Genomic DNA, 21259 nt, shown 5'->3' with positions numbered 1-21259 from the left:
ACGGGCAGACCCGCCCATCCTACGAGCTCGCCAGCCCCATCGACCGCACGAGCTCGTCGGTGGCGCGCTGCACGTCGTCGTTGTAGATCGTGACGTCGAACTCCGGCTCCGCGGCCAGCTCCACGCGCGCGGTGGCCAGGCGCCGCTCGCGCTCGGCCTCGGTCTCGGTGCCGCGCCCGACCAGGCGGCGCACCAGCTCCTCCCAGCTGGGCGGGGCCAGGAAGACGAAGCGGGCCTCGGGCATCGCCTCGCGCACCTGCCGGGCGCCGGCCAGGTCGATCTCCAGCAGCGCCGGGCGCCCGGCGGCCAGCACCTCCTGCACGGGGCCGCGGGGGGTGCCGTAGCGGTGCCGGCCGTGCACCCGGGCCCACTCCAGCAGCTCGCCGCGCTCGACGTAGCCGTCGAAGGTCTCCTCGGAGACGAAGTGGTAGTGCACCCCGTCGACCTCGCCGGGCCGCTGGGGGCGGGTGGTCGCCGACACCGAGATCCACACGTGCGGGTAGCGCCGGCGCAGGTCGGCCGAGACGGTGCCCTTGCCCACGGCGGTGGGCCCGGCCAGGACGGTCAGGCGCGCCGGGCCCGCAGCGTGCGGGCGGTGCTGGACCGGGGGGTGGTGCGCGTCGCTCACGAGCGGGCCGCGCTCCCGTTCGCGCCCGACGGCGCCGCGCCGGTGGCGCTCCCCGCGTCCTGAGCGCCCTCGTCGCCCTCGCCGGCCCGCGCACCGCCGAAGCGCTCCACGAGGGCGGCGATCTGGTGCGCGCCCAGCCCGCGCACGCGCCGCGACTCGGAGATGCCGATCTCGGCCATGATCTGCCGGGCGCGGACCTTGCCGACGTTGGGCAGGGACTCCAGCAGCGCGGAGACCTTCATCTTGCCCAGCACCTCGTTCTCCTGGCCCTCCCGCACGACGTCCTCCAGGGAGCCGCCGGCGTACTTCAGGCGGTTCTTCACCTCCGCGCGCTCGCGTCGGGCGGCGGCCGCCTTCTCCAGAGCGGCTGCGCGCTGTTCGGCGGTCAGGGGAGGCAGGGCCACGGTGTCACCTCGGGTCGTCCGGCTGGGGCAGGCCCGCTGGTCAGCAGGCGGGTCGGCGCAGCTGGTCAGGGCGTGCGCGGCAACCTAGCGACACCGGCGCCGGGGCAGCAACGGCGGGGTGCCCTCAGGCGAAGGCGGCGTGCCCGGTGATCGCCCGCCCGACGATGAGCGTGTTCATCTCCCGGGTGCCCTCGTAGGAGTAGATCGCCTCGGCGTCGGCGAAGTGCCGCGCCACCCCGTGCTCGGGCACGATGCCGTTGCCGCCGAGGACCTCGCGGCAGCGCGCGACGGTCTCGCGCATGCGGGTGGTGGTGTAAGCCTTGGCCAGCGCCGAGTGCGCGTCGTGCTGGCGGCCGGCGTCCAGCAGCCTGGAGACCTGCACGCACAGGGCCAGCGAGGCGGTGATGTCGCCCAGGCTGCGCACGAGCAGGTCCTGCACGAGCTGGCGCGAGGCGATGGGCCGGCCGAACTGCTCGCGCCGCTGCGCGTAGGCCAGCGCCGCCTCGTAGGCGCCCATCGCCACGCCGACGGCCTGCCAGGCGACGTCGGCGCGGGTCAGGCGCAGCACGGTGGCGGTGTCCTTGAAGGAGCGGGCGCCCGCCAGGCGGTCCTGCTCGGGCACCCGCACGCCGTCCAGGACGATGTCGGCGTTCTGCACGGTGCGCAGCGCGATCTTGTCCTCGATCCTCGTGGCGGTGAAGCCGGGGGCGTCGCGGGGCACGAGGAAGCCCTTGACCTGCTCGTCGGCGACGTCGCGGGCCCAGACGACGACGACGTCGGCGAAGGTGGCGTTGCCGATCCAGCGCTTGGCGCCGTGCAGGACCCACTCGTCGCCCTCGCGCCGGGCGGTGGTGGCCAGGCCCCGGGCGGCGTCGGAGCCGGAGCCGGGCTCGGTCAGGGCGAAGGCCCCGACCAGCTCGCCGCGGGCCATGGGCGGCAGCCAGCGCTCGCGCTGGTCGGGCGAGCCGGTCAGCGCGATGGAGCCCATGGCCAGGCCGTTGGTGACGCCGACGAAGGTGGCGATGGAGGCGTCCACGCGCGAGATCTCCATGGCGACCCAGCCGCGGTGCACGGCGGAGTTCTCGAAGCGGCGCGTCTCGGGCCAGGCGGCGCCGTAGCAGCCCAGCTCGGCCAGGGGCTTGACGACCTCGGTGGGGAACTGCGCGCGCACCCAGCAGCCGTCGGCGATGGGCCGCACGCTCGACTCCAGGTACTCGCGCAGCGCGAGCACGGACTCGTTCTCGCGCGCGGTCAGGGCGGTGTCCTGGAAGGCGTAGAAGTCGCTGGTGAGCAGGTCGGTCACGGGGTTCTCCGTCACTGGTGGGGTGGCGCGCCGCTGCGCCACGCCTCAGTCTGCAACACTCGCGGATGTGTTGCACGCACCGGGGGTCCTGGCGCTGCCGCTGGGGCGGCGCGGTGCGGTGCTGGTGCCCACGCCCCTGTCGCGGCGCCTGGCCGCCGGCGGTGGCAGCGGCGACGCCGTGCACGCCTTCCGCCGCGCCCGGCGCGGCTTCATCGCCGGCGAGCGCCTGGACGCCAGCGCCCTGGCCGCCCAGCTGGGCGTGGACCGCACCTCGCTGTTCCGCTGGCTGGGCAACCGGGACGCGCTGCTGTCGGAGCTGCTGTGGTCGCTGGCCGAGCCCACGCTGGACCGCATCGACGCGGCGGTGCCCGAGCGCGGTGGGCAGCGCGTCGTGGCGGTCCTGACGGCGTTCACCGACGCGCTGATCTCGGCGCCGTACTTCCGCGCGTTCCTGAACCGCGAGCCGGTGCGGGCGCTGCGGCTGCTGACCACGGCGGCCGGCGACGTGCAGCGCCGGCTGGTGGTCACGGTGGAGTCGCTGCTGGCCGAGGAGGAGGCCGCCGGGCGGCTGGCACCCCCGCTGCCGGCGCACGACCTGGCGTACCTGCTGGTGCGGGTGGCGGAGTCGTTCACCTTCGCCGACCTCATCGCCGGGGAGCGCCCCGACACCGCGCGGGCGGCGGCGGCGCTGGCGCACGTGATGCGCACCGACCTCGCGGGCGGCGACCCCGCCTGAGCGCGGGCCGCGGCGCGGCGGGCCTGGCGGTGGGCCCGCTCAGGCGCCACCATCGGAGTCAGCAGCGCCGCGAGGGTCGCGGCGGGCGCCGGGAGGTGGTCGGGGTGCTGGTCCGCGAGGCGATGACGGTCCCGGTGGTGACGGTCCTGGACGACGACGAGGTGGCGCACGCGGCGCGCACGCTGCTGCACCACCGCATCTCCTCGGTGCCGGTGCTGGACGCCGCCGGGCACCTGGTGGGGATGCTCAGCGAGAGCGACCTGCTGCGCGAGCGCCTGGGCAGCGACCCGCGCAGCCGCGAGATGGACCGCGACGGCGACAGCGGGGACGGTGCGGCGCCGCCGCGCACGGTCGCGGAGGTGATGACGACGCGGCCGCTGACGGTGGAGCCGCGCACGGACCTGGCCACGGCGGCGGCGCTGCTGCTGGACCACGGCATCCACGCCGCGCCGGTGTGCGACGGGCGCCGGCTGGTGGGGATCCTGGCCCGGCGCGACGTGCTGCGCACGATCGCGCACCCGGACGAGGACGTGCGCGCCGCGGCCCTGGCGCGCCTGGCCGAGGACCTGCCCGGGCAGCCGTGGCGGGTGGAGGTCGAGGACGGGGTGGTCACGCTGGACGGGGTGCACGACCCCGGGCAGCGGCGCATCGCGGCGGTGCTGCTGCGCACGGTGCCCGGGGTGGTGCACGTGTCCGGGGTGGACGCGCACGTCTCGATCGACCAGCCGGTGGGGCGCTCGCGCCCGTGAACCGGCGCCGCACCGCCGCGCGGCGGTGCTCGGGGGCTGCGGTCCTCAGCGGTAGTACACGGCCGTGGGCACCCCGTCGAGCAGGTGCACGCGCACGGGGGTGTCGAACACCTCCTGCAGGACGTCGTCGCGCACGACCTGCTCGGGGGTGCCCTGCGCGACGACGCGCCCGTCGCGCACGGCCACGATGCGGTCGGACCACGCGGCGGCGAAGTTCACGTCGTGCACCACCAGGACGACGGCGCGGCCCAGTTCGTCGGCGACGCGGCGCAGCAGCCGCATCATGCGCACGGCGTGGCGGATGTCGAGGTTGTTCAGCGGCTCGTCCAGCAGGACGTAGCGGGTGCCCTGGGCCAGGACCATCGCCACGTAGGCGCGCTGGCGCTGCCCGCCGGAGAGCTGCTCCAGGTAGCGGCCCTGCAGGTCGGTGAGGTCCAGGAACCCCAGTGCCTCGTCGACCGCGGCCACGTCGGCGGCGCCCAGGCGCCCGCCGCAGTGCGGGAAGCGGCCGAAGGAGACCAGTTCGCGCACGGTCAGGCGGGCGGTGAAGTGGTTCTCCTGGCGCAGGACCGCCACGAGCTTGGCGACCTCGCCGGAGCGTGCGCGGTGCACGTCCACCGGCTCGCCGTCGCCGTGCACGCGCACGGTGCCGGCGTCGGGTTCGGCCAGGCGCCCGGCGATGGTCAGCAGGGTGGACTTGCCGGCGCCGTTGGGGCCGATGACGGAGGTGATGCCGCGCTCGGCGAGCACCTCGGTGACGGGCCCCAGGACGGGGGTGGATCCGTAGGCCTTGGCGATGCCGTCGACGGTGATCACAAGGTGCCCTTCCGCAGCAGCAGGACGAGGAAGAGGAGGCCGCCGACGAACTCCAGGACGACGGTGAGCATCCCGGAGGCGTAGAAGACGTGCTCCATGACGAACTGCCCGCCGACCAGGACCAGGACGCCCAGCAGGAACGACATGGGCAGCAGCACGGCGTGCCGGTGGGTTCCGGCGACCTGGTGGGTGAGGGCGGCCACGAGGAACCCGAAGAACGTCATGGGCCCGGCGACGGCGGTCGACATGGCCACCAGGACGGAGACGCACACCAGCGCCACGGTCAGCTCGCGGCGGTGGTCGACGCCGAGGTTGGTGGCCACGTCGCGGCCCAGGTGCAGCACGTCCAGGCGGGCGTGCCGGCGGGCCACGACGACGCCGACCGCGACGCACACCACCGCCGCCAGCAGCAGTACCTGCGGCTCGGCGGCGGTGAGGCGGCCGAACAGGCGTGCGGAGAGCAGGTCGTAGTCGGCCGGCGCCAGGACGCGCTGGCCGAAGGTGGCCAGGCTGTCGAACGCCATGCCGATCGCGACGCCGACCAGCAGCAGCACGTGCAGGTTCGCACGGCGGCCGGAGAACAGCCAGCGGAACAGGAACGTGGCGAAGGCCACCATGAGCAGCGTCTGGGCCACGACCTTGCCGACCCCGTCCGTGGCGGCCAGCACGCCGCCGCCGAACACGACGACCATGGCGGTCTGGGCGAGGGTGTAGACGGAGTCGACCCCCATGACGGAGGGGGTGAGGATCCGGTTCTGCGTGACGGTCTGGAACAGCAGGGTCGCCACCGCCTGCGTGAACGCGACGACCACCATGGCGCCCACGGCGGTCAGGCGGCGTTCGATCGCGAACTCGAAGGAACCGCGCAGGAAGAGGAACAGGTAGCAGAGCACCGCGGTGGCGGCCAGGGTTCCGACGACCGCCACGCGCAGCCACGGGCGTGCGGCGGGCCCGGAACGCGGAGTGGACCCGGAACGCGGGGTGGACCCGGGACGCGGAGTGGACCCGGGACGCGGGGTGCGCAGCGGGCGCCGGGATCCCGCGGCCCGCAAGGGGCCCGGCAGCGGCGCGGGGCGCACCGTGGTGTCCTCAGCCACGCAACGACTCCCTCCGGCGCAGGACCAGCACGACGAACGCGGTGGCGCCCACCGCCCCCAGCACCACCGAGGCGGGGATCTCCAGCGGGAACACGACGGTGCGCCCGACGAGGTCGCACACCACCATCAGCGCCACGCTGGCCAGCACCACCCAGGGCAGGTTGCGGCGCACGTCGTCCCCGCGCAGCATGGCCACCACGTTGGGCACCACAAGGCCCAGGAACGGCACGAAACCCACCACGACGGTCGTCACGCCGGTGGCCAGGGCCACCATCGCGGTACCGGTGAACACCACGCGGCCGTGGTGCAGGCCCAGGTTGGTGGCCACGTCGCGGCCCAGGCCGGCGATGGTGAAGCGGTCCGCGGTGACGTAGACGGCCACGACGACCAGGCCCACGACCAGCAGCGGTTCGTACCGGCCGCGCACGATGTCGTTGAAACCGCCCGAGCGCCACGCCGAGAGCATCTGCAGCAGGTCGTTCTCCGAGGCGAGGTAGGTGGTGGCGGCGCCGACGACCGAGCCGAGCATGATGCCGACCAGCGGCACGACGACCGAGGAGCGCAGCGAGACCCGGCGCAGCACGCCCAGGAACGCCAGGGTCCCGACCAGGGCGAGCGCGCTGGCCACCACCATGCGCACGACCGTGGGCGCGCCCGGGTACGCGATGGCCAGGACCACGATGCCCAGCGCCGCCCACTGGCTGGAGCCGGTGGTGGTGGGTTCGACGAACCTGTTCTGCACGAGGACCTGCATCACGACGCCGGACACGCCCATGGCGGCGGCGGCCAGCACCAGCGCGAGGGTGCGCGGGACGCGGCTGATGAAGAACATCTCGCGGGCCGCCTCGTCGTGCAGGAACGTCTGCAGGGTGATGTCGTACCCGCCCACCGCCAGGGAGACCCCCAGCAGGGCCAGCACGACGACGACCCCCGCGGCCAGGGGGACCCGGCGCAGGGGGGCGAGGCGGGGCGGCGGCCCGGCGGGCGCGGCCGGTGCGGCCGTGCCCGCCGGGCGGGTGGGGGTGCTCACGCCGCGGAGAACGCGTCCGCGATCTGCCCGTACACGTCGGTGTAGGCCTGGATGCCCTCGGTGACGTAGAACGTCGCCGGCAGGTAGACGACCTGGTCCTGCGTGACGAAGGTGGTGTCCTTCCACGCCTCCTGCTCGGAGACGAGCTGCTGCGCCGGGGAGGCGCCCTCGGTGCCGGTGGCCGCGTCGCGGTCCAGGACGATCATCCAGTCGGGGTTCAGCTGGGCGATGGTCTCCGGCGCCAGACCGGAGTCGTTGTGGATGGAGTCGCCCTCGGCCTCGAGCACGTTGGTCAGGCCCAGCGGCTCGGTGATGCCCTCCAGGCGCTCGGAACCGTTGTCGATGTGCCCGCCGCTGGCCACGGCGAGGAACACCGACTCCCCGTCCGTGGCGGCGGCGGCGTCCTCCTGCGCCTGCTCCAGCGCGGCGACGAGCTCGGCGGCCTGCTCCTGCTCGCCGAAGATCTCGCCCAGGGTGGTGGTCTGCGCCTTCAGGCTCTCCACGAACCCGCCCTCGGCCTCGGCGGAGGGGGAGATGTCGATGGTGGGGGCGATCTTCGCCAGCTCCTCGGTCTGCTCGGCGAAGCGGTACCCGCCGATGATGAGGTCCGGGTCGGCCTCGCTGATGGCCTCCAGGACCGGCTCGCGGTGGCTGCCGGCGTCGGCGATGGACTCGTCGGAGGCCCAGTCGTCGTAGCCCTCCCCCGGCAGCAGCGGCTTGGGCACCGCCACGGGGGTGATGCCGAACGCCTTCAGGGTGGCGAAGGAGGTGTTGTCCAGGGCGGCCACGCGCACCGGCTCGGCCGGGATCTCCACCGGGCCGTCGCTGGTCTGCACGGTGCGCGTCCCGGCGGCGGCGGCCTCCGTGTCGGCCTCCGCATCGCTCGAGCAGGACGCGAGACCGAGGCACGCGACGAGTCCGAGGGCCAGACCGGTCGCGGTGCGCCGGGGCAGGAGGTGGTTCACGGCAACGCCTTTCACGCAGGAACGGGGGGACGGCCCCCGTGGGTCCGCGGGGCCGACTCCGGGAAGCTTAGCCTTCCCTGACCGAGCGCTGACCACCTGCGCCGCGTGTGCGCCTGCTCACACCGGGCCCCACCCCGGCTGGCGCCGGCGGGCGTCCGGCACGACCACCACCGGGCCGCCGGCGCGGTGCAGCACCTCGTGGCTGACCGAGCCCAGCAGCGCGCTGGCGAACGCACCGCGCCCGCGCGAACCCAGCACGAGCAGCCGCGCCCCGGCGCCGGCGGTCAGCAGCGCCGCGGCCGGGGAGGGGTCCTGGACCAGCACCTGCCGCACGGGCAGGTCCGGGTGCCCCTCGCGCACCCGCCGCACCGTCTCCGCCAGCCCCCGCCCGGCGTCCTCGCGCGCCTGCTCGCGCGCCTGCTCGTGCGCCTGGTGGCGCCCCGCCGCCGGCGCGCACCACGCCCGCACCACCGTCAGCTCCTGCCCCGTGGCCCGCGCGTGCGCCGCGGCGAAGTGCTCCGCCGCCCGCGCGGCGCAGGAGCCGTCGGTGCCCACCACCACACCGGCGCCCCCGCTCCCGCCTGCGCCCTCTTGCCCGGTGCCGGCGGGCGGCTCGCGCACCACCGCGACCGGGCAGGGCACGTGCGCCACGAGGAACAGGCTCGTGGAGCCCAGCAGCAGCTCCCCCAGCGCACCCGCACCCCGCCCCGGGCCGGTGACCACCAGGCAGGCCGCCTCGGCGGCCCGCAGCAGCGCGTGCCGGCGGTGGTCGTGCACCAGCTCGGTGCGCACGTCCAGGCCGGGCGCGGTCGCGCGCGCCAGCTGCGCCAGCTCGCGCAGGTCCTGCAGCGCCTCGCGGTCCAGCTGGTCGGTCAGCTCACCGGCCCAGGCCGCGCCCACCGCGTCCGCGCCGAACGGGAACTGCTCGGCGTGCACCAGGCGCAGCGGCACCGCGCGCCGGGCGGCCTCGGCGGCGGCCCAGCGCACCACCGGCGCGGACTCCCCCGCCTCCTGCACCCCCACCACCACCGCGCCGCGCGAGCGCTGCGCCGCGTCGCCGACGCCCCCGCTGCCGACGCCCTCGTCGCCACCGCTCACGTCCACCGCCTCCTCGCCCGTGGTGCCCCCAGGGTGCCGCGCGCGCCGCCCCGGCGACACCGGGACCAAGGGCCCTGGGCGCAGCGGCGCGCCGGAGGTGTGCTGGAGGTCAGGACGAGGCGGCCGGGAGGGCACCGTGCGACAGGACACCCCGCGGAGGAGCACCCCGCGAGCAGGCACCCCGCGAGCGCGGGCCCCGCTCGCGCAGACGTCGCGAGGGCGGACCCGGCGGCACGGACCCCGGCGGCTCCCCACCGCGCCGGCCGGGTCCCACCGGCCGCTGCCGGGGGCGTGGCAGGACGCACGCCCCGTGGCGGTGCTCTACGACGGATCCCCCGACAGCGCCGCGGCGCTGCGGCTGGGGGCGCTGGACGCGGCGCGCACCGGCTCGGACGTGCACGTGGTGGTGCTGCCGCCGGCCGGACCCGACGGTGGCACCACCGCGATCGGGCTGCTGCTGGACGCCGCGCAGGAGGCGGTGCACGAAGCCGCACCGGCGGCGGCGACGGTGCTGAGCGTCGCCCCGGGCCCGGTGCTGCCGGCAGTGCTGGCGGCCGCGCGCGGTGCGCGGCTGCTGGCGGTGGGTGCGCGCGGGCCCGGGCACGAGTGGGCGGCCGGCTGGGACGAGACCGCCGTGGCCCTGAGCTGGCGCGCGCCGGTGCCGGTGCTGGTGGCGCACGCGGGCTCGGTGCTGCTGGAACCGGGCGCGCCGGGGGCCACCACGGTCCTGGCGGCCCTGACCGGCGGTGCGGCCGACGCCGCGGTGGTGCGCACGGCCACGGCCCTGGCCCGCCGCGGCGGCGGCCGGTTGCAGCTGGTCCACACCGGTGCCGGTGGCGGTGCGCTGACCCGCGCGGTCGCGCGGGCCGACGTGGTGGTCTGCCGGGCCGACGCGGGCGTGGCGGTGGAGCACCTGCTGCCGGTGGCGACGGTGCACGCCCTGGCGGTGCGGCTGGCCCGGCCGGTGCTCACCGTCCCGGCGGGAGCGCCTGCACGTCCGGGTCCTCGGGTCAGTCCTCCTCGCCGAGCAGCTCCTCGCGCACGCGACGGACGTCCTCCAGCAGCGAGCCGATGAGGATCCAGTGCCGGGAGTTGGGTCGGACCTCGACCGGTGCGGTGAACGCCGGTCCCGCGCCCGCGCCCGCGCCGGGCCCGGGGACCCGGCTGGTCCCGGGGGCGACGGGGGGTGTGCCCGGTGTCGCGCTGGAGCACCGCCCGGTGGCGCTCTCCTCGCGGGTTCATCGTCAGCGACTCGCGGGCGGCGGCGATCGCGTTCTCGCAGCGCGACTGCTGCTGGCGCAGCGTCCGCGCCCGGACGAGCGTGCGGTCCCAGCGCTCGCGGTCCCAGCCCTCGCGGAGCCCGAGGGCGATCCGCTCGAACGTCGCCGCGATGTCGTCGGCGAACCGGCCCAGAGCCAGGTGAGCGGGCTCCAGCAGCACCGGCGGCACGATGAGCGCGTTCACGGCCAGGGCGACGCCGGCCCCGATGACGGTCTGCAGGACCCGGTCGAGGGAGTAGTGCGGTGTGACGACCCCGGCGGTGAGCACGAGCATCCCGCTGATGCCGACCTGCGTGGCCGAGGTCGGGGTCAGCCGCAGGGCCCAGGCGAGCAGGGTCGCGAGCACGACGACCAGCAGGACCACCCACTGGGCGCTGCCGAGCGCCACGTGCGCACCGGTGGCCAGGAGCACGCCGAGGACCACCCCGGCGCTGCGCTCCAGCCCCTGACCAGCGACTGGTTGATGCTCGGCTGCACCACCAGCAGCGCGGCGATCCCCGCGAAGGTCGGGAACGCTCCCGAGGTGGTCAGCTCGCACAGCAGCACCGAGACCACCGCTGCCACCGCGGTCTTGACGACCTGCCGGAACGGCGTTCGGCTGGGGCTGAGCAGGCGGGGGGTCGGTCGCCCGCTCCCCGCACCACCGGTCTCGGCGGTCAGCACAGCCGGGCGGCGGGGAGTGGTGGAGGGGTGCGGAAGCCGCGGAAGGTCACCTCGGTGCGCACGCGGAAGCCGAGCCGCTCGTACAGGGCGATGGCGGTCGCGTTGCCGGCAGCGACGTGCAGGAAGGGCCGTTCGCCCCGAGCGGTGATCCGAGCCGCCGCGGCGCCCACCAGGCGCGTGGCGAGACCGCGCCCGCGGGCCTCGGGCGCGGTGCACACCGCGCTGATCTCGCTCCAGCCCGGCTGGTGCAGCCGCTCACCGGCCATCGCGACGAGGACGCCGTCCTCCCAGACGCCCAGGTAGTCGCCCATCAGGTGCGTGCGCGGCCAGAACGGCCCCGGACGGGTGCGGGCGGTCAGCTCGAGCGCGGCCGGCACGTCGGGCTCCGCGAGCCGGCGCACGCCGTCGCCGGCGACACCGCCCACCGGCTCCCCACCGGTCGCCACCATCTGCACCCCGTCCACCGTGAACAGGGGTTCCCAGTCCACGGGGGGCACCGCCGGCGAGCTGAACAGGTCCGCGAACCCCTCGCTGCCGAGCAGGCCGGCGAGGTCGGTCCAGTCCTGTGCTCGCGGGTGCAGCGGTACGGCGGCGAAGGTCGCCACGCCCCGGGCGCAGGTCAGCGCACGTCCTCGACGCCGCGCCAGGTGCGCGTGGTGCCCCCGCAGCGATCGGCCCACCGGGTCGTCCAGCACCGCGGTGTCCTCCTCGCTGAGCCCTCGGACCGCGCTGGAGCCGGAGGCGTCGCCGCTCAGCGGGGGCCGCTGCGGACCGGTGCTGCCGCCACCCCGGTGGCCGTCGATCGATCCCACCTCCTCGTGCTCCCGACCGAGATCGAGGCGACTGCAGTGCGGTGCGCCGCCGCGGTCCGCGCCGAACCGGCGGGAGCGGTCGGCGTGCCGCCAGGGGGATCTCGCGCCGTGGTGCACAGGTCCCACCGAGCACCGGCGAGTGCGAGCACCCCGGCGCGGCGTGACGGCGACGGGGAACCGCGAGCGCCACCGCGACACCTCGGCCCGCCCGGACGCAGGCGCGGGGAACGGTCGCCACCCCGCCGATCCGGAGGTACCACCCGTGTCCAGCGACGAACCCGGTGCGCGCTCGAGCACGAGGGGACCGCGCTCCGCGGCGGGTGCGCTGGACCTCGAACGGCGGACGGTGGTGTCCGGGTTCCTGTTCGGGTGCGGCGCTGCGCATCCACCAGATCCGCTACGGGGTGGACCTGCTGCCCTACGACCTCGCGTGGAACGGCGCGGCGGTCGTGCTGCTGGGGATCGGCCTGCTCGTGCTGCACCGCGCCCGCCGGTGGCCCGCGCCCGTCGCCTCTCCCGGTGGCTGCGCCGGCCCGCGGTGGGCGTGCTGACCCACCCGCTGGTGGCCGGGGTGCTCGACATCGGCGGGTTGTGGGTGCTGCACGCCACGGACCTGTTCCACTCCACGCACACCAGCGTCGTCGTGCACGCGCTGGTGCACGCCCACGTGTTCCTCGCCGGCTACGTCTCCACCTCCTCCGTGGTGGGGGTGGATCCCGGATCCGCACCGCTCGTCGCTGCGGTTGCGGTCGGCCGCGCTGCTCGTCTTCGTCGCCGCCCACTCCGTCCTGGCCGAGTGGCTGTACGCCCACCCCCGCAGGGGGTCGACGTCGTGGACGTGCGGGCCGGAGCGCAGTTGATGTACTACGGCGGCGACCTCGTCGACGTGGTCCTGATCGTCCCGCTGGTCGCGGGCTGGTACCGCGCCACACGGCCGCGGGCGGCTGTCGCGCACCCGGGCCTGAGTTCCTCCTGACGGCGTCGGCGCACCCTGGAGGTGCGGGTGCGGTGAGGGTTGCGCCAGCCCGCTCAGCCGGAGCGGACCACCCGGGTGACCTCGACCACGGTGACCGCCGCGCTCACCCACCGCTCGAGGTCACGGGCCGGCCGGTGAGTTCGGCGGGGCGCTCCCGCCCCGCCCGAAGGGCGGTACGGACGGTGGAATCGCTGACGGCGGCACCAGTGGTCCGCACCGTCGGCGGGTGGCCCTCGACGTCGGCGGCGGTCCTCCACCCCGCGCACCTCGACCTCCCCGGCCGCCCAGCCCCGTGGTGATCGTCCCCTCGTGGCGTCGCCTGACGAACCTCACGCGGGCACCGCCACCGTGCTCGCGACCCGGCGCATGAGCCCCGGGACGTCCGTCTGCTCGCGGGGGGTGCGCTCCAGCATCCAGCGCCCGATCTGCACCGAGGCGTCCACGACGGTCCGCACCCGCGGGCGGCGCCGGTCGGCGTAGCCGGTCAGGGTGGCGTCGAGGTCGTCGTCGCTGCCCGCCAGCAGGACCTCGGCCAGCACGGCGGCGTCCTCCAGGGCCAGGGCCGCGCCCTGGGCGACGGTCGGGGGGCAGGAGTGCGCGGCGTCGCCGGCCAGGACGACCCGGCCGCGGTGCCAGGGCTCCTCCACGACGTGGGTCTCGAACACGGTGTAGTTCACGGGGCTGTCCTCGGTGAGCCCGTCGCGGATCGCGTCCCAGGGGCCGTGGTACGAACTCGCGAGCTCCTTGAACAGGGCCAGTCGCTGGGCGGGGTCGAGGTCGCCGCGGTCCTGGACGTCCTCGACGAGGTAGGCGTAGAGCGAGTCGGCGCCCGTGGGGCAGTACCCCGCGATGTGGCAGCGCCCGCCGTAGACGAGGTCGGTGCGGGTCACCTCCGCCGGGCGGGGCCCGAACACCCGCCAGATGCCCATGCCGGTGCGCACCGGCGCCGTGTCGATCCCGATGCGCCGACGCACGGAGGAGTGGATGCCGTCGGCCCCCACGACGAGATCGTGGTGGCTGGTGGAACCGTCGGCGAAGAACACCGCGACGGTCCCTCCCTGATCCCGCAGGTCCGTGACGTCGGCGTCCCAACGGATCCGGGCGCCGGCCTCGCGGGCGCGGTCGACGAGGATCGAGGCGAAGTCCGCGCGCGGCAGACCGAGGGTGGCGGGCAGGTCCGGCCCGCCGGTGCGCACGTCGGGCAGTTCGGCCACCAGCGTGGCCGCGGGGTCCGGCGCCCGGATCCCGAGGGAGTCGAAGGAGTAGCCCGCCGCCTCGACCCGGGGCCAGACGCCGAGGTCGCGCAGCACGCGCAGGGCATTGCCCTGCAGCGTGATGCCGGACCCCGACGGGACATCGGGCCGGCGGTCGACGACCTCGACGGCGACGCCGGCGCGGGCCAGCAGGATCGCGGTGGCGCACCCGGCGGCACCGGCGCCCACGATCAGGACGGAACGCACAGCGGGCACCCTCACCCTCCTCCTCCAGGGGCCTGCGCGACGGGGTCGCGACCGGCCCGGTACGGCCTGCTCGACGGCGACGGTACCCACCGGAACCCGACGGCACCGGTGGTGGGCGAGGGCGCGGCGGTCACCCGCCCCCGGTCGCCGCCGCTGTCACGCCCCCTCGGCGGTCATCGCTTCTCCGGGACCTCCAGATCCGCGAGGACCGACCGGACGTGACGCGTCGACTCCTCCGACGGCACGGTCGGCAGGTACTCCAGGCCGATCGGGCCGTCGTACCCGGCGGCGTTCAGCGCCGTGAACGTGGCCGGCCAGTCGATGGATCCCGTCCCGGGTTCGCCCCGGCCGGGGGCGTCGGCGATCTGCACGTACCGGACGAGCGGGCCGGCCTCCTGGAGGACCTGCTCGAGGTCCTCGGACTCGACGCGGGAGTGGTAGACGTCGAGGAGGACGCCGAACTGCGGCGAGTCGACCTGGCGCGCGACGTCGATCGAGTCGGTCGTGCGGTCGAGCAGGGTGCCGGGGTGGTCGACCCTGGTGTTCACCGCCTCCAGCGTGAGGACGACACCGGACCCCTCGATGAGTTCCAGCGCGCGCCGGTAGATGCCGGCCAGCTCGTCGTGCTGGTCCTTGCGCTTGCGGCCGCCGAATCCGGTGCCGCCCTGCACGACGATCCGCGGGCACCCCAGGTCCGCCGCGATGCGGGCTCCCTCTTCGATGCCGCGGTAGAAGTCGCTGTGGTCCTTCGGCGGGATCATGAACTGCGTGCGCGGTTCGGCGAGCTGGGCCTCGAGCTGCACCCCGGTCTCCTGGAGGGCCTCCTTGAGCGCCGGCAGGTCCTTCGGCTTGGCCGGCGCGTCCTTGCCGGTGGGGCCCCACATCTCCACGGAGGTGAACCCGGCGGCTGCTGCGGCGCGCACCCGGTCCTGGTGGTCCCCGTGCTCGGTGAAGAGCAGTTCGATGTTGGGAGCGAGGCGGTGGGTCACGTGACGTTCCTTCCTGTCGAGTCGACCGGCCTGCCGCGGCCCGTCCGGGCGGGTGAACCCGGTGAGCGGTGGTCGGTGACACCCGGTGCGAGGGTGGGGCGGGTTCCTGAGCTGCCGGACCGGGGTGCGTCCCCGGTCGGCGGGGTGGGGCGGGCGGCGAGCAATCACACGCTCCGGAGGACGAGCGCGGTCCCCTGACCGCCTCCACCGCACAGCGACGCGGCGCCGTGGTGGCCCGGGCCGCCGCGGTGCAGGCGGAGGGCGAGGTGACCGGCGATCCGGGCCCCCGAGGCCCCCAGGGGGTGCCCGAGCGCCACGGCTCCCCCGTGGGGGTTCACCACCGCGTGGTCCAGTCCGAGCAGGCGGGTGGAGTGCAGCGCGACGGCGGCGAACGCCTCGTTGAGCTCCACGTGGCGGAGGTCCGCCGTCGCCGTCCCCGACCGCTCCAGCGCCGCCCGCAGGGCGTTCGCCGGTTGCGCGTGCAGCGTGGTGTCGGGACCGGCGACGGTGGCGTGCGCGACGACCTCGGCGAGCCGGCGCACGCCAGCGCGCTGCGCGTACCGCGCGCTGACCAGGACGAGGGCCGCGGCACCGTCGGTCAGCTGGGACGCGTTGCCCGCCGTCACCGTCCCCGTGGGGGCGAAGGCCGGCCGCAGGCGGCTGAGCGCCTCGAGGGTGGTGTCGTCGCGGACGCCGTCGTCCTCGCCCACGGTCGTCGTCCCGCGACGGCCGGGCACCGCCACGGGGACCACCTCCTCGGCCAGCAGGTCCCGCGACGCCGCGGCCCGCTGGTGCGAGCGTGCGGCCCACTCGTCCTGCGCGGCGCGGTCGATCCCCAGGTCGGCGTTGACGGCGTCGGCGGCCTCGCCCATGGCCCGGCCGTCGAAGGCGTCGCGCAGCCCGTCGTGCTGGACGAGGTCCACGAACTCGGTGGCGCCGAAGGGCGTCCCCCGCCGGGATCCCGGCAGGGCGTGCGGCGCCGAGGACATCGACTCCTGCCCCACGGCGACCACGACGTCGTGCTCCCCCGTCCGGATCAGCCGGTCGGCCTGCACGACGGCCTCCAGCCCGGACAGGCACACGGCGTTGAGGGTCCACGCCGGGACGGTCAGGGGGATCCCGGCCCCGACGGCGGCCTGCCGCGCGGGGTTCTGCCCCGCTGCGGCCTGCAGCGCCTGCCCGCCCACGACCGCTCCGACGTCACCGGGGGCGACGCCGGCCCGGCTCAGCGCAGCGGTGATCGCCGCGGCGCCCAGGGTGGTGGCGGGGACGGTCCCGAGGGCACCGAGCCACCGCGCGAACGGCGTGCGCGCGTACCCGGCGACGACGGCGGGCGAGCCGGTCACGCGGCGACCGCCACGGTGAACGGGGCGCCGGTGCGGGACCGCAGCTCCTCCGGGTCCACGCCGGGCGCCACGTCGACGAGGACGAGGCCGCCGGGGGTGACGTCGAACACGGCCAGGTCGGTGATGACGCGGTCCACGACGCCCTTGCCGGTCAGCGGCAGGTCGCACTCGGCCACGATCTTCGGCCGCCCGTCCCGGGCCGTGTGCTCCATGACGACCACGACGCGCGGGGTCCCGGCCACGAGGTCCATGGCCCCGCCCATGCCCTTGACCATCTTCCCCGGGATCTGCCAGTTGGCCAGGTCACCGGTCGCGGACACCTGCAGGGCGCCGAGGACCGCGATGGCCACGTGCCCGCCGCGGATCATGCCGAAGGACGTGGCGGAGTCGAAGCAGCTGCCTCCCGGCAGCAGCGTGACGGTCTGCTTGCCGGCGTTGACGAGGTCGGCGTCCTCCTCCCCCTCCAGGGGGAACGGGCCCATGCCCAGCAGCCCGTTCTCGCTCTGCAGGGTCACCCGCGTGCCGGGCGGGAGGTGGTTGGCCACGAGCGTGGGGATGCCGATGCCGAGGTTCACGTAGTCGCCGTCGTGCAGTTCTGCCGCGGCGCGGGCCGCCATCTCCTCACGGGTCCAGCTCACGTCTGCGTCCCTCCGCGCGGCCGCACGGTCCGCTGCTCGATCGGTTTGTCCCGCGTGGTGCGCACCACCGCGTCCACGAAGATCCCGGGCGTGTGGACGTCGTCGGGGTGCAGCGGCGCGTCGGCCAGGACGTCGACGCTGGCGACGGTGCACCTGGCCGCGGTCGCGACCAGCGGGTTGAAGTTGCGCGCGGAGAGGCGGTACCGCAGGTTGCCCGCCGCGTCACCGGTGTGGGCGTGGACGAGGCCGAGGTCGGCCACGATGCCCCGCTCCTGGACGTAGCACCGGCCGTCGAACTCCGCCGTGGGCTTGCCCTCGGCGACCGGCGTCCCGTAACCGGTGGGCGTGTAGAAGGCGGGGATGCCCGCACCGCCGGCCCGGAGCCGTTCCGCCAGCGTCCCCTGGGGCACGAACTCGACGTCGAGGTCGCCGTCGAGGTACCGCTTCGCGAAGAGCTTGTTCTCCCCGACGTAGCTGGCCAGCACGCGGCTCACCTGGTCGTTCTCCAGCAGGACTCCCAGCCCGACCCCGTCGACCCCCAGGTTGTTGCTGACGATCGTGAGGTCGCGCACCCCGCTGTCGCGGACCGCGTCGACGAGGTCGAAGGGAACACCGCACAGCCCGAACCCCCCGACGGCGATGGTCATCCCGTCCCGCAGGACGCCGTCGAGCGCCGTCGCGGCGTCCTGCCCGATCGGTCTCACCGCTCCCCCGTCCCGGCGCCGGTGACGACGTGCCCGCGGACGGTCGCCCCGTCCGGCGACGTCCACCCCTTGCGCTCGGCGTAGGCCAGCATCCCCGCGAACGACTCGGCCCAGTCGGCAGGCAGGTCGTGCGCCCCCGCCGCTGCCCGCAGCCACTCCACGCGCACGTGGACGTGACCGCCGGGGAAGGCGGGGCCGGGCACGAAGGCGCCCACGCGCTCGCGCTGCAGGACGGCGGTGAACGCGTCCTCGTCGACGCCGTCGACCCGCACGTCGAAGGACGTGAGGTCGGCGGCGCCGGTGAGTGCGGCACCTGAGCGGCTGACGACCACGTTCACGAGGAGCTCCTGGTGGTTCGGGCGCGGGAGCGGACCCGCGCGGGAGGGACGGTGGGCAGGTCGGCGAGGTCGGGGCCGGGGACGACGCGGTTGGCCACCGCACCGATCCCCTGGACCTCCAGGCGCACGACCTGACCGGGGGCCAGGGGCGGCGGGTCCTGGCGGCCCCGGCGCCCCCACAGCTCCGCGAGGCACCCGCCGTTGCCGCAGGTGCCCGACCCGAGCACGTCGCCGGGCCGCACCGTGGTCCCGCGAGAGGCGTACGCGATCATCTCCCCGAAGGTCCACCCGGCGTTGGAGGCGAGGTCCTGCCCCACGAGGTCCCCGTCGACGAAGGCGCGCAGCTCGAGGGCGAGGTAGCCGTCGGCGTCGCGGAACTCCTCGAGCTCGTCCGGGGTCACGACCCACGGTCCCAGCGTCGTGGCGAAGTCCTTGCCCTTGGCGGGACCGAGGTTGACGGCCATCTCGCGGCGCTGCAGATCGCGCGCCGACCAGTCGTTGAAGACGGTGTAGCCGAAGACGTCCCGCTCGGCGTCCTCGGGCCGGAGGTTCGATCCGCCCCGGCCCACGACGGCCGCCACCTCCAGCTCGAAGTCCAGGGCGCGGCACCCCGGTGGGACCGCGACGTCGTCGTGCGCCCCGACGAGGCTGTGCGGGTTGGTGAAGTAGAACGTGGGCGCCTCGTACCAGGCCGGCACGACGCCGCCCTCCCCGTCGATGCTGCGGCGCACCCCCTCGACGTGCTCCTCGAAGGTCACGAAGTCCCGGACGGAGGGCGGGTCCAGCGGCGGCAGCAGGTGGACGTCGCCCACCGGGACAGCCGGGGACGACGTCGCCGCCCAGCGTGCGGCCTCCCCGGTCGCGTCCGGACCCGCCGCGGCGAGCTCGACCAGCGCCACGGCGGAGCGCAGCGCGTGCACCCGCTCCTGACCGGCCGGCCCGACGACCAGACCGGTCGTGGTGGCACCGTCCGGTGTGCGGTAGCGCGCGAACCTCATCCTGCCCCCTCTCCTGCGGTGCGCGGATCCGCGACCGTGTGCTGACGTGCTACTTGACGGCGACGGGGTTCACCGGCGACCCGACAGCACCGGTGACGGGCAGCGGGGGTGCGGTGAGCAGGAAGTCGTGGACGCCGTCGGCCGCGTCGTCCGCGGCCAGGGCGTCCAGGTCCCACATCTCCCCCAGGAACAGGCCCACGTTGGGGATGACGACCTGGTGCAACGGCTGGAAGGCGACGTCGAACTCGTTGGGGCGCACCTCGAAGCCCCAGGTGTCGGTGGCGCACGCGGCGATCTCGCGCTCGTGCAGCCAGCGCGCGGTCGTGAACGACAGCCCCGGTGCCGGCCCGCCGGCGTACTCGCCCCAGCCGTCGCGCTTGGCGCGCGCCAGCTGCCCGGTGCGCACGAGCAGGAAGTCCCCTCGCCCGACCGCGGACGTCTCCCCCTGCTCGGCGATGGTCGCCTCGAGGTGCTCGACGGTGATGGCGAAGCCGTCGGGCAGGCCGTCGTCGTACCCGAGCCGGGCCCCCACGACGCGGCCCACGTCGAGCAGGACCCCGCGCCCGACGAACTGGTCGGCGACGGTCTCGATGCCGGTGACGAGGTCGCCGTCGGAGGTGACGACCTGCCCGGCGCGCCGACCGTTCCAGGCGCGGCCGTGGTCGAAGATGTGGCCGAGGCCGTCCCACTGCGTCGAGCACTGCAACGGCATGGCGATGACGTCGTCCGCGCCGCCGAGGCCGTGCGGGAAGCCCTGCACCCCGGCCTCGGCGTCGGTCCCGGTGTCCAGCATGGTGTGCACCGGGTTCGTCCGGCGCCGCCAGCCCTTCTGCGGGCCGTTCGCGTCGAAGGGCAGCGACAGCGAGAACGTGGCCCCCCGCCTGACCAGCCCGGCGGCGCGGGCCCGGTCGGCGGCGGTGACGTGGTTCAGGGTCCCGCGCACGTCGTCCTCGCCCCACCGGCCCCAGTTGGAGACGTCCGCGACGACGCGGGCGATCTCCCCCGCCGGATCGGTGCGGTCCAGCACCGACCGGACCTGCTCCATCACGCCGACCACCCGCCGGGGTGCCCGCCGAACCTCTCGGCGACCCAGTCGGCGATGAGGTCGGTGGCCACGGCCCCGTTGTCGACGCTGGAGTGCGCCGTGCCACCGGTGCGCTCCGTGAAGACGACCAGCTCGCGGTCCGGTGAGTTCACCAGCTGCTCGTACGTGCGGTGCGCGTAGGAGAGCGGGATCTGCCGGTCGTGCTCGCCGTGGGTGACGAGGAACGGGACGCGGATGCGTTCCACGACCCCGTCCAGGTGCATCCGCTCGGCGACCTCGAAGAAGGCGTCGAGATCCTTCGTGCCGAAGACCCACTGCACGTGGTCCCAGTAGTGCGGCACCGGGCGTTCGCCCTCCCGGGCCCGGCGGGCCTGTTGCACGGCCCGCCAGTCGTGGTTGGCTCCCCAGGCGACCCCGAGGGCGAACCGCGGTTCCATCGCGACCGCACGCGGCGCGTAGTACCCGCCGAGGGAGACCCCCAGCAGGCCGATGCGCTGCTCGTCGACGTCGGGCCGGGCAGCCAGGTGCTCGAGGACGACCGAGGCCCACTGCTCCGACTCCGGGACCGCGGGCAGGTCGTGCAGTCGCAGGGCCTCGCCCGTCCCGGGCTGGTCCAGCAGGAGGGACGCCACCCCGCGACGGCTGAGCTTGGCCGCCGGGCCGGTGCGGTAGAGCATCTCCTTCGTGGAGTCCAGGCCGTTGACCTGCACCAGGATCGGCGCGGGCCCGTCCAGGACCCGGCCGTCCGGGCCCAGGGCGCGGACGAGGATCCCCGACAGCACGGTCCCGGCGTAGGGGATCTCGATCCGCTCGGCGTTCTCGCCGGCCAGTTCCACCCCGCGGGCGAAGGTGGTGAGGAACTTCTCGTACAGCGCCACCCGCGGCGCGTACCCGGCCGCCTGCATCCGCTCCCCGATGAGGAAGTACGTCGCGGCTCGTCCCAGCTTCTCCCCGGCCGACAGCGCCCGCCCGGCCGCCTCGTCCTCGGCGGCGAGTTCACGAAGGACGTCGCCCTGGCGTTCCCAGCCCGCCATGAACTCCGGTGTGCCGGCGTCCTCACCCCGCTGGGCGGCTTCCAGCAGGGGCCGGCAGATGGCGTCCACCTCGCCGAGCCGCGCCCCCATCTCCATGGCGAGGTTGACCGACAGGTTCCAGACGTAGTTGCCCGGGAAGTAGGCGAACAC

General features: G+C 75.3%; 22 protein-coding genes and 3 pseudogenes. 5 read left to right on the top strand and 20 right to left on the bottom strand.

The features are described from left to right. Positions 1 to 19 precede the first annotated feature (19 nt). The 3 genes and pseudogenes from gmk to ACRYR9_RS03515 form a co-directional block, all read right to left on the bottom strand. Positions 20 to 628, bottom strand: a complete 609-nt coding sequence (gmk, locus tag ACRYR9_RS03525) for a guanylate kinase (RefSeq protein WP_432493240.1) — start codon at positions 626 to 628, stop codon at positions 20 to 22. Between the two features lie 83 nt (positions 629 to 711). Beyond that, a pseudogene (gene mihF, locus ACRYR9_RS03520) lies at positions 712 to 1032 on the bottom strand (integration host factor, actinobacterial type); the annotation flags it as partial. Positions 1033 to 1156: 124 nt separating this feature from the next. Beyond that, entirely contained in the window at positions 1157 to 2335 is a 1179-nt protein-coding gene (locus ACRYR9_RS03515) for an acyl-CoA dehydrogenase family protein (RefSeq protein WP_432493242.1), read from the bottom strand. A gap of 67 nt (positions 2336 to 2402) precedes the next feature. Between ACRYR9_RS03515 and ACRYR9_RS03510 the strand changes: the two genes are divergently transcribed. Beyond that, a complete protein-coding gene (locus ACRYR9_RS03510; RefSeq protein ID WP_432493244.1) occupies positions 2403 to 3071 on the top strand; it encodes a QsdR family transcriptional regulator in 669 nt (222 codons plus the stop codon). 104 nt (positions 3072 to 3175) lie between these two features. Then, a complete protein-coding gene (locus ACRYR9_RS03505; protein ID WP_432493246.1) occupies positions 3176 to 3820 on the top strand; it encodes a CBS domain-containing protein in 645 nt (214 codons plus the stop codon). Positions 3821 to 3865: 45 nt separating this feature from the next. Here the strand turns inward: ACRYR9_RS03505 and ACRYR9_RS03500 are convergent, their stop codons facing one another. The 5 genes from ACRYR9_RS03500 to ACRYR9_RS03480 all read right to left on the bottom strand — a co-directional run bounded on the left by ACRYR9_RS03500 (position 3866) and on the right by ACRYR9_RS03480 (position 8826). Next, positions 3866 to 4636, bottom strand: coding sequence for an iron ABC transporter ATP-binding protein (locus tag ACRYR9_RS03500; protein WP_432493248.1), 771 nt, complete (start codon positions 4634 to 4636; stop codon positions 3866 to 3868). Then, positions 4633 to 5562 (bottom strand): iron chelate uptake ABC transporter family permease subunit, encoded by a 930-nt coding sequence (locus ACRYR9_RS03495; protein WP_432493250.1) that lies wholly within the window; start codon positions 5560 to 5562, stop codon positions 4633 to 4635. The genes ACRYR9_RS03500 and ACRYR9_RS03495 overlap by 4 nt, the downstream gene beginning before the upstream one ends. Positions 5563 to 5725: 163 nt before the next feature. Continuing rightward, complete coding sequence (locus ACRYR9_RS03490) at positions 5726 to 6688, bottom strand: iron chelate uptake ABC transporter family permease subunit (RefSeq protein WP_432493302.1); 963 nt, start codon at positions 6686 to 6688, stop codon at positions 5726 to 5728. 71 nt (positions 6689 to 6759) lie between these two features. Next, positions 6760 to 7728 (bottom strand): siderophore ABC transporter substrate-binding protein, encoded by a 969-nt coding sequence (locus ACRYR9_RS03485; RefSeq protein WP_432493252.1) that lies wholly within the window; start codon positions 7726 to 7728, stop codon positions 6760 to 6762. 117 nt (positions 7729 to 7845) lie between these two features. Continuing rightward, complete coding sequence (locus ACRYR9_RS03480) at positions 7846 to 8826, bottom strand: universal stress protein (RefSeq protein WP_432493254.1); 981 nt, start codon at positions 8824 to 8826, stop codon at positions 7846 to 7848. Between the two features lie 310 nt (positions 8827 to 9136). Here ACRYR9_RS03480 and ACRYR9_RS03475 point away from each other — a divergent pair, with 310 nt between their 5' ends. After that, positions 9137 to 9901, top strand: coding sequence for a universal stress protein (locus ACRYR9_RS03475; RefSeq protein WP_432493308.1), 765 nt, complete (start codon positions 9137 to 9139; stop codon positions 9899 to 9901). A 446-nt stretch (positions 9902 to 10347) separates the two neighbouring features. On the opposite strand, the pseudogene ACRYR9_RS03470 reads toward ACRYR9_RS03475, so the two are convergent. The 3 genes and pseudogenes from ACRYR9_RS03470 to ACRYR9_RS03460 all read right to left on the bottom strand — a co-directional run. After that, positions 10348 to 10494, bottom strand: a pseudogene (locus ACRYR9_RS03470) (FUSC family protein); the annotation flags it as partial. Positions 10495 to 10601: 107 nt separating this feature from the next. Next, positions 10602 to 10652 (bottom strand): annotated as a pseudogene (locus ACRYR9_RS03465) (hypothetical protein); the annotation flags it as partial. Positions 10653 to 10762: 110 nt separating this feature from the next. Next, complete coding sequence (locus tag ACRYR9_RS03460; RefSeq protein ID WP_432493304.1) at positions 10763 to 11524, bottom strand: GNAT family N-acetyltransferase; 762 nt, start codon at positions 11522 to 11524, stop codon at positions 10763 to 10765. A 338-nt stretch (positions 11525 to 11862) separates the two neighbouring features. On the opposite strand from ACRYR9_RS03460, the gene ACRYR9_RS03455 reads away from it, so the two are divergent. Both ACRYR9_RS03455 and ACRYR9_RS03450 read left to right on the top strand, forming a co-directional pair. Continuing rightward, positions 11863 to 12132, top strand: a complete 270-nt coding sequence (locus tag ACRYR9_RS03455; protein WP_432509635.1) for a DUF2243 domain-containing protein — start codon at positions 11863 to 11865, stop codon at positions 12130 to 12132. After that, the gene (locus ACRYR9_RS03450) at positions 12075 to 12557 is read left to right on the top strand and encodes a cytochrome c oxidase assembly protein (protein ID WP_432493258.1); all 483 of its coding nucleotides are present in this window, start codon (positions 12075 to 12077) and stop codon (positions 12555 to 12557) included. The genes ACRYR9_RS03455 and ACRYR9_RS03450 overlap by 58 nt, the downstream gene beginning before the upstream one ends. Before the next feature lie 329 nt (positions 12558 to 12886). Here the strand turns inward: ACRYR9_RS03450 and ACRYR9_RS03445 are convergent, their stop codons facing one another. The 9 genes from ACRYR9_RS03445 to ACRYR9_RS03405 form a co-directional block, all read right to left on the bottom strand. Then, the gene (locus ACRYR9_RS03445) at positions 12887 to 14026 is read right to left on the bottom strand and encodes an FAD-dependent monooxygenase (protein ID WP_432493260.1); all 1140 of its coding nucleotides are present in this window, start codon (positions 14024 to 14026) and stop codon (positions 12887 to 12889) included. Positions 14027 to 14190: 164 nt separating this feature from the next. Then, a complete protein-coding gene (locus tag ACRYR9_RS03440) occupies positions 14191 to 15006 on the bottom strand; it encodes a TIM barrel protein (RefSeq protein WP_432493262.1) in 816 nt (271 codons plus the stop codon). A 164-nt stretch (positions 15007 to 15170) separates the two neighbouring features. Beyond that, positions 15171 to 16352: an acetyl-CoA C-acyltransferase gene (locus tag ACRYR9_RS03435; RefSeq protein ID WP_432493264.1), complete on the bottom strand. Its 1182-nt coding sequence runs from the start codon at positions 16350 to 16352 to the stop codon at positions 15171 to 15173. Further along, complete coding sequence (locus ACRYR9_RS03430; protein ID WP_432493266.1) at positions 16349 to 16990, bottom strand: 3-oxoacid CoA-transferase subunit B; 642 nt, start codon at positions 16988 to 16990, stop codon at positions 16349 to 16351. Before ACRYR9_RS03430 ends, ACRYR9_RS03435 begins: the two co-directional genes overlap by 4 nt. Beyond that, a complete protein-coding gene (locus ACRYR9_RS03425; protein ID WP_432493268.1) occupies positions 16987 to 17694 on the bottom strand; it encodes a CoA transferase subunit A in 708 nt (235 codons plus the stop codon). Before ACRYR9_RS03425 ends, ACRYR9_RS03430 begins: the two co-directional genes overlap by 4 nt. Continuing rightward, on the bottom strand, positions 17691 to 18032 hold the full coding sequence (locus ACRYR9_RS03420; protein ID WP_432493270.1) for a hypothetical protein: 342 nt from the start codon (positions 18030 to 18032) through the stop codon (positions 17691 to 17693). The genes ACRYR9_RS03425 and ACRYR9_RS03420 overlap by 4 nt, the downstream gene beginning before the upstream one ends. After that, positions 18029 to 19030 (bottom strand): fumarylacetoacetate hydrolase family protein, encoded by a 1002-nt coding sequence (locus tag ACRYR9_RS03415; RefSeq protein ID WP_432493272.1) that lies wholly within the window; start codon positions 19028 to 19030, stop codon positions 18029 to 18031. Before ACRYR9_RS03415 ends, ACRYR9_RS03420 begins: the two co-directional genes overlap by 4 nt. A gap of 49 nt (positions 19031 to 19079) precedes the next feature. Further along, positions 19080 to 20075 (bottom strand): cyclase family protein, encoded by a 996-nt coding sequence (locus ACRYR9_RS03410; protein ID WP_432493306.1) that lies wholly within the window; start codon positions 20073 to 20075, stop codon positions 19080 to 19082. Further along, positions 20075 to 21259, bottom strand: a complete 1185-nt coding sequence (locus ACRYR9_RS03405; protein WP_432493274.1) for an alpha/beta hydrolase family protein — start codon at positions 21257 to 21259, stop codon at positions 20075 to 20077. The genes ACRYR9_RS03410 and ACRYR9_RS03405 overlap by 1 nt, the downstream gene beginning before the upstream one ends.

Source organism: Kineococcus auxinigenes (genome assembly GCF_050871525.1).
Lineage (GTDB): Bacteria > Actinomycetota > Actinomycetes > Actinomycetales > Kineococcaceae > Kineococcus.
Note: the sequence above shows the minus strand (reverse complement) of the source record. Positions and strands in the feature narration are given on the sequence as shown.